General features: G+C 23.2%; 5 protein-coding genes and 2 pseudogenes. All 7 read right to left on the reverse strand.

Annotated elements, in window-relative coordinates; all coding sequences use genetic code 11:
- Nucleotides 1-954 precede the first annotated feature (954 nt).
- Nucleotides 955-1,414: pseudogene (locus ACEW7V_RS00485) on the reverse strand (sigma-70 family RNA polymerase sigma factor); the annotation flags it as partial.
- A gap of 405 nt (nt 1,415-1,819) precedes the next feature.
- Nucleotides 1,820-1,993 carry a hypothetical protein gene (locus ACEW7V_RS00490; protein ID WP_374695533.1) on the reverse strand — a complete coding sequence of 58 codons (174 nt, stop codon included), beginning with the start codon at nt 1,991-1,993 and terminating at the stop codon, nt 1,820-1,822.
- A 1,903-nt stretch (nt 1,994-3,896) separates the two neighbouring features.
- Nucleotides 3,897-4,523 carry a hypothetical protein gene (locus tag ACEW7V_RS00495; protein ID WP_374695534.1) on the reverse strand — a complete coding sequence of 209 codons (627 nt, stop codon included), beginning with the start codon at nt 4,521-4,523 and terminating at the stop codon, nt 3,897-3,899.
- Between the two features lie 78 nt (nt 4,524-4,601).
- Nucleotides 4,602-4,814 carry a hypothetical protein gene (locus tag ACEW7V_RS00500; protein WP_011161050.1) on the reverse strand — a complete coding sequence of 71 codons (213 nt, stop codon included), beginning with the start codon at nt 4,812-4,814 and terminating at the stop codon, nt 4,602-4,604.
- 319 nt (nt 4,815-5,133) lie between these two features.
- The gene (locus ACEW7V_RS00505; protein WP_374695535.1) at nt 5,134-5,736 is read right to left on the reverse strand and encodes a hypothetical protein; all 603 of its coding nucleotides are present in this window, start codon (nt 5,734-5,736) and stop codon (nt 5,134-5,136) included.
- Nucleotides 5,737-6,119: 383 nt separating this feature from the next.
- On the reverse strand, nt 6,120-6,350 hold the full coding sequence (locus tag ACEW7V_RS00510) for a hypothetical protein (RefSeq protein WP_374695536.1): 231 nt from the start codon (nt 6,348-6,350) through the stop codon (nt 6,120-6,122).
- Nucleotides 6,351-7,071: 721 nt separating this feature from the next.
- Nucleotides 7,072-7,799: pseudogene (locus ACEW7V_RS00515) on the reverse strand (IS3 family transposase); the annotation flags it as partial.

Genomic DNA, 7,799 nt, shown 5'->3' on the forward strand with positions numbered 1-7,799 from the left:
TGCTGTTTCTATTTTGCAATAATTTTAATGATTATAAATAATTAATAATAATATAAAAATGGGGTTTTAGCTGATCAAAAGATGAACTGATGATTTAACGAAGGACAAGTACCAAAATCCATTTCATTTCAACATTTCCATAAATTATCACAACCACAACAACAACGAAAGAAATATGAATATGCATGGGACTTTATGATTTAGAAATGGTCCTAACTTTGAAGCAGCATTGTACCACTAAGATTCAATTAAATTATCAAATTGAAAAGAAAATCACTAAATAAAATTAATAACACAAAGAGATGAAATAACACATTTCAAAGAACATAAAACCAAATCCAACAAACTAACAGACAGCCAAACCTAATTTAACAGTGTTACACCATCATAACTTGCCGAATTCAAAATTCACTGAAAGTTTAGAACGCGAAATAAGTATATTAGATGGGCAAATTAAATCAGTTGAAATGTTTGAAACACACCCCACAAACAATAGATCGTCTAAATCCCGATCATCAAAACTGAAACTTGCATCACTTACTTAAAATTCTGAAGACTAATCCATTGCCAGTCTTTCAAAACTAAAAAAATAATTTCCCATTTTCTAAAAACGTTTCAGAAAGTAATTAAATACATTCTCAAGACGCAAAAATAAAGAATTTAATTACGCATTAATTAATTAATTTACTATTAGTCCATAAATTAGTTGCAACAATTTAAATATTATTCGAGTATCAGGGGGAAAAACAAGATTTAGCTAGAAGGAATTCAGGGTTAATGTTTCCACATGAAGATTTAGTTATGAATTATAGTTATGCATTAATTCAATTATCAAATCAGAAATAGAGAATTAATAAGAAAGACCACCTTCATCACATTAAAATACCAAACCAAATATCGTTTTAAAGAAGAAAATATTCAATCCCAACACTAATTATTCACGCACCAATTATGGCTTAAACGGATAATCTGAAATTCGTTTGTACTTAACTTATTCTTCATTTTTTTTAAAAAGATTTCGTGATTAATTTGTTTAATCCATAATTGATGAGGATTGGGATAATTGAGGTGATAAGGTTGATATTTTTCTTTAAAACTGATATTGTTTGGTTTGGTTGTTTTTTGTGGGATTGAAGGTGAATGGCTTTTTCTTATTAGTTCTAATTTCTGATTTGATGGTGGGAGTGGCATAGGCGATGAATTCATAACCTAAATCTTCGTAATTATTTAGAGCTTTGATTAACCCTAAGATTCCTTCTTGATATAAATCTTGTTTTTGGAATTACTCGGGGATAATATTTAAATTGTTTAACTAATTTATGGACTAATGGAGAATGTAAATTAATTAATTAATTGCGTAATTCTAAATTCTTTTATTTTTTAAAAAATCTTGAAATAATTTTTGTCTTAACATTTAATTACTTAAAAACGTTTTTAGAAAAAATAGGAAAATTATTTTTTTAGTTTTTAAAGAAAAAAGACTAACTTAATAGTTAGTCTTCAAGAATTTTTAAAAAATAAAAAAGTGTCTAAAGTTTTGAAACACCCCAACTCCTTTAGGAATGCAACCCGATAACAGCATATTTTTTGGGGTTTTTTAAAAATCAATCAATTCTTTCATTTCTTCTTTTTCTTCTTCTCATTTTTGGGTAACATCTTTAAACTAAATAAAGATTTTTGTGAAGAAGAAATTTTAGACTTAGATTTTAATTTTCCAGAATTTCTACGTAGTCCATGAATAATATAAAATATAAAAATCATAGAATGTAGATATACTAGGACCAAATAAACCTCTTAATAAATTAGTTTTTTGTAGTATTCAAAAAGGATTTAATTTTTGTTTTCTTCTAAAAATCTTTCTTTTTGTTAAAAAACGGTCATCTGTAATTAAATAATAAGTGTCATTTTGTTTTATAATTTCTATTTTATAAATAGGTTCTGAATAAAATAAAATCATTTTCTTTTTTGATAAAATTAATTTAACTAATTTCATTGTTTTTTATTTTTTTGTATTTTTATCTGTTATTTTTTCTAAAATAATTAAATTTGCTTTTTGATAATGCATTGGATTTTGGATTTACAGAAAAGCTTATATTTGAATCTAAATCAGTTTGAAGATTTTTTATCTTCTTGCGATATATCGCTATTTTCAATGATTTGCAATAAATTTTCTTTTTCAGAAAAATTAATTTGTTTTTTGGCTGTTTGGTTAATGCTTTCTGCACCATTTTATAGCTTTTTAAATTTTGTATTTCTTCATTAATGTATTCATCTTATAGTATTATGACTTATCTTAGTTCTGAATCCTTTAAAACAAATATCACTTAAAAAACAGGAGCAATTGATAATAAAGAAATATAAACCAAATGCTACAAAACATAATTACTATAAGTAATGGTTTTAGTATTAAATTTTTCCGTATTGTTCATATTATTATTTATCCTTGATTATGTTTTTTTTGATTTGGTCTATATCATTTAAAAGTTTGAAATAAGATTGAAAAAAATTAGTTTCTAATAATTCATTAGAAGGGTTTTGATAATTTTTTATTTTTTAAAATTCATTAACATATTTTCTAAAGTGTTTATAGATTCTTTTGTTCATTACAATTGTCTATATGTAATCCATTATTAAAACCATTATATGTTTCTTTAAAGTTGCAAATATATCTAAAATATTATTTGAAGGTAAAGCTTCAGGAACTATATAATAAGGATTAAAAATTGATTCTAAATTATTTAATTTTTCCTTTGATTAAATTTATAAATTGTTCTTTTCTCATTCCATTTGGTGTTTGATTTGGGTTGATTGTCTCAGGAATTAATATAATTTCTTTTTTATTATTTTGTAAAAACTATTTATTTTATCTAATAAAGGTTGGAATTTTAATTTTATTGTGTTTTTATTGAATGCGAATTTAGCTTTCTTTGATAGGCAAATTTTGAGCAAACATCTTTGAATTCATTACAATCTTTAATTGCGTTAATACTTATAAAGGTTTGACAAGAAAACATTATAATGTAAACTTTGATTTATGCTAACAATGAGTCAAATAATTTTTAATGTTTTGTGCTCCTTTTTTAACTTCATCATTATTATCTTTTTCTTTTTCTATTATTTTTTTGGGTGGTTTATTGTTAATTAACGTTTCAAATTAATTAAATACATCATTAATTAATTTTATTTGTTCTTCAGGAATAAAAACTTGTACAATCAATGTTATTGGCATAAATTGTTTCCCAAGTGGAAGGTATTTCAGCTTTTAAGTCTTCTGTAATTTGTTTATTTTTTATAAAATCCAGGATTAAAAAAATTGAGGATTTGATTTTAGGTTTCTGTTATTGCAAAAGGATTTGATGCATCCGTTAAAGAAAGTGATAAACTTTCAAATAAATCTTTAAGTTTATTAATTAATTTGATTTGTGTTTTGTGTTTTTGCTTCTTTTATTTGGGGATCATTTTCAGAAATAAAAAATATTAATTTTAGAAATAATATTTTTTATTTTTTGATGTCGGGTTGCTAAGTTCTTTATATTTTGTTGTTTGGGGTTTTTTGTTTTTGGGTTTCATTTTTATTTAAGTCTTTATTTAAATGTTTGTATGTAAAATAAAAAGCAAAACCAGTTAATAAAGATAATATTCAAATAAATAATATAATTTTAATTTTTTGTTTAGAAAAATTCATATAGTATAAAATAACCTTTCATATTTTTTTGATTCATAAATTTATTTTTTTAAAATATATTGAAATTTATTCTTATATGACATATTTATTTTCAGGGTCTACAATATTATTTGTTAAATTATAGATAATAAAAGTTCGGATATCATATTTTTTATCCTCTTTAGGGATATTTAATTTTTTCATAAAATTAATAAAATCATTTTGGTTGTATTTAAAAATTTAAATAAGGAACTTTTTCTTCGTAGCATTTTAAATCTATATCAAAAGAAATGGGCATATTATTATTTTGTGCCCTAGTAAGTCTATTTTTGGCTCCTGTTATAAATTCTTTGGTTCTTTCGGTGTACCATTGGTGCCCTTCTTGCTTTTGTTTTATTTTTTCTTGAGCTTTGATTGCATTTTCTTGGGATTGTAATGTTTTTTCTTGAGCTTGGGAAGTAAATTGAAGTTCATCTTTAAATGTTTCACAAATTAATCTTAACCAATCAAAATTAATTTTTAAATTTTTAGTTATAAAGCGTATATAAGGTGTTTTAGAAGATATATTGCTATTTTTCAATATTTTTTTTATATCAATATTATTGATTGTGTTTATAAAAGAATATTTTTCATTATAGTAATTATCATTATTGTTACAATTTGTATTTAATAATTCATCAGTGGCATCTGGTTTGCTAGTTTGTATTAATGAATAGTCAGCTTTAGAAATTTGACAACCATATTTTTCTTTAGGTTTTGCATTTTTGTATTCTAAATTATATAAATTATTTTTACCTTCAGTCCAAATGATATAATATGATGGCAAAATTTTACTTAATGTTTCAAAATCTTTTTTCAAAGAAATTTATTTTTCCATTAATATCTTTTTGAGTGGGATTCATTCCTTCAAAAAACAATACTCTCTTATGATATTGTTTTATAAATCTGGATAAATTAAATAAGGGGCAACAGTTATTTTATTAATATTATATTTTTTTAATTGGGATGGATTTTGTTTCGGCATTTCGGAATTTATAATTTGCTCTTTTATATTTGGAGGTTTTTCAAAAAAAGAATTAAATGCAAGTTCATTTTTATTTTCTAATTTTTGATTTTCTTCTTTGATTTTTATTTTGTGTTTTGCGTCCAAATATGTCCAAATAATTATTAAAATAGATAAAACAGTAATTATGGATATTGTAATAGTAATATTTTTTTATTTAGGGTTTTCATTTTTTAGTTACCTTTCATTATAAATTTAACACCTTACCTTTATTTTACTCTTTTTTTGCGTAAAAATCGCTCAAAAACAGTTAAAAAAAGTGAAAAAAGATACTTTTTGCCATATTAAAGGAGGTGATTTCAATTATATATTGTAAAATAAGACTCTCATTTATTGAGAGTCTTATTGATTTGGATTAATTTAATATTGTATATTTCTTTTAAAGCGTTTTGGTAAGGTTGGATGTCTATTTGACTAAATTTATTTTTAGTTTGTAAATTTTGAAACAAATTGTTATGCCTTGTAATTCGCTAAAGTCTGATCCTTTTTCTAATTGTTGGTTTTGTTGATTTAATTGTTTTAATGTATCATCAATGAGACTCGTTTTATCTTCTATTTTTCGTTTTTCTTGTTCGTTTGCTGCTTCGTATTGTTTTTCTAAAACTTTTATATATTTATTTATTTTTTTTATTCTCAATGATATGTCATCTATTTTGCTATTTATTTTTAAAATATTTTCGTATGATTCTTTTTCGTCTTTAGACATGAAAGACATTTGTTGTTGTTGGTATTGTTTGCGTAGTTCTTTTTCTTTTGCTTTTATAGGTAGAATTTTTGGTAGTTCTTTAAGTTCATTATTTGTAATATATTTTAGTCTTTTGTTAAAATTTTCTTGTGAGACTTCTATTTTATTATTTATTTCAGTTTTATTGTTATTTTGTGATGAGGTTTTTAATAACATCTCATCATAAGTGAATAATTGAGGTGTTACAAAGAAATAAAAGTTGTAATTCCAATTAAAATTAAAAAAGATAGTTGTAATAAGGATATATTTTTTGTTGCGGGTCATTTAGTTTGCTTTCTATTTTAAAAAGTGCTATTGTTTTTATCTTTGGTTCTTAATTTTATTTTATCATTTTTTTATTATTTTAATAATTTATTATTTTAAAAAGTTTTTATATTATAAAGTTTTTCGGGTTGTAAAAAGATGAGTTAATGTTTTAAAATATGGGTTTGTCAGTAATTAAATAAATGTCTGATAATTGTAAATTAAGTATAAAATTTAGTTCTTTGGTGTATATTTCTAACATTTTTTCTTGAAATTGTTGAGTATAATGGATTTTATCTATTGTGTGTTTTTGGTTTTTTTGGATATTTAAATAACTATTATAAATAGAGCCTAATCCTTGTTTTTCAAAAAGTGGAGTTGTAGGATGATTACTATATTTGCTTTTACAATCTTTTCCAAGTTTTAGTTAATAAATAATGGAGTATTTCATTTTTTATTAAGTCATAATTGTTTCTTTCTGTTGTCTTTATTAAAATATTAGAATTTATTTGAGGATGATATTTTAGTTCTTTTTCTTTGGATAGTTGTAAATTGAGTGTTTTTGGGTCTTCTTGGTTTATTTCTAATGTTATTTCTTGTTGTATATGTGGATATAGAATTAAACCTAATAACAATATAATTATAATTACTAAGAATAAAAAAACTTTAATATTTATTTTCAAATTATTTATTTTCAAATTATTTATTTTCAAATTATTTATTTTCTTTTTATATATTGAAGGGACAATTATTTCCCTACATTTATATTATAACTATTATTATGTAAAAAGTCATTATATAAACAAAAAAGACTATCATTTAAGATAATCTTAATATTGTTTAAGTAATTTTTTGTTAGTTTGGGATGGGGATTGTGTTTAAATTCATTGTTATACCTCCTTTCTTTTATATTTTAGGTATATTGGTTGGTTGGGGGTGGGTTTTATGCCTAAAATATGTTGGGAGGGTAAAATATTTTGGGTATGTTTTAGTTTTGAGTAGTTCGTTTATTTTGGATAGTTTGTTTGCGCTGTTCCGTTTTTTTAGACATATTTTGATTTAAAAATTACTCTTTTAAGACTAAAATTAAATTGATAATTCCATATTTTTCAAACTAAAGAAATATTGTTTTTTCATTCAAAAATGTCTAAACTTTTATAATAATTCTTTAATTTCAAAAAATATTTTCCAATATTTTATCCTTACACTATATAGTTAGGTAAAAAAAGTGAAAAGTCACTAACAAAATGAAAGAAAATGATATTTTATATAATCACCTAACATTTTTCTTTTAAAAAAGGCGTACTAAAGCAACTTTTCAAGGTTATATTGTTTTATGTTTATTCAACTCAAAATTTATCTCCAATTTTGGTTATATTGAGATGGTGTTGAATGGTTTAATTTTAACTTAAAATCCACTTAGTATTCCAAAATTGTGGGAATTGATTAGTAATTTTTCATTTTGTTAGGAGATTTTGAAATAAAAAAGGATTTTGATGTTGTAAGATACTTTTCATTTGACCGAAAAAGTTTTCAATGACGTATTGTCTCGTGGGGTAGCTTTTCTTGACATACTAACTAAAAACCTTTTTCGTTAAAGTTTGTTGGACTTTTGGTGATTGATAAACAGTTCTTGATCAGAGTGAATAATGCAAGGCTCTTTTAATTTGAAGTTTTTAAGAGTATTTAAAACTAATTCTTTATTTTGTTGGTTGGAAGTGTGAGAAGCAATGATTTGGTTATTAAAAGAGTCAATGATACAAGAAAAATATAAAAATCCTTGATTAGTTTTGGAAATAAGTGATGTCAGTAAAGAGTTTTGAAGAGGTTTCGTGGCCATAAAATCTTGATTAATTAAATTAGGAATTATTTGGAGATTATTTGTTAAATTACGGTAAGTAAAGTTTTTTTAATTCTTAAACGACAACAAATGTCTTTTTCTTTCATCATAAGATAAACTTTTTTCTTGGTGATGCACTCGTTAAAAGTTTTTTGGTATAAATCAGTGATTTTGATGACCGTAAAAAATATTGATAATAGAACATAAAGCTTCTATTCTTTTTTCTTGTAGCAATACATGTGTA

This window comes from Areca yellow leaf disease phytoplasma (genome assembly GCF_041920595.1).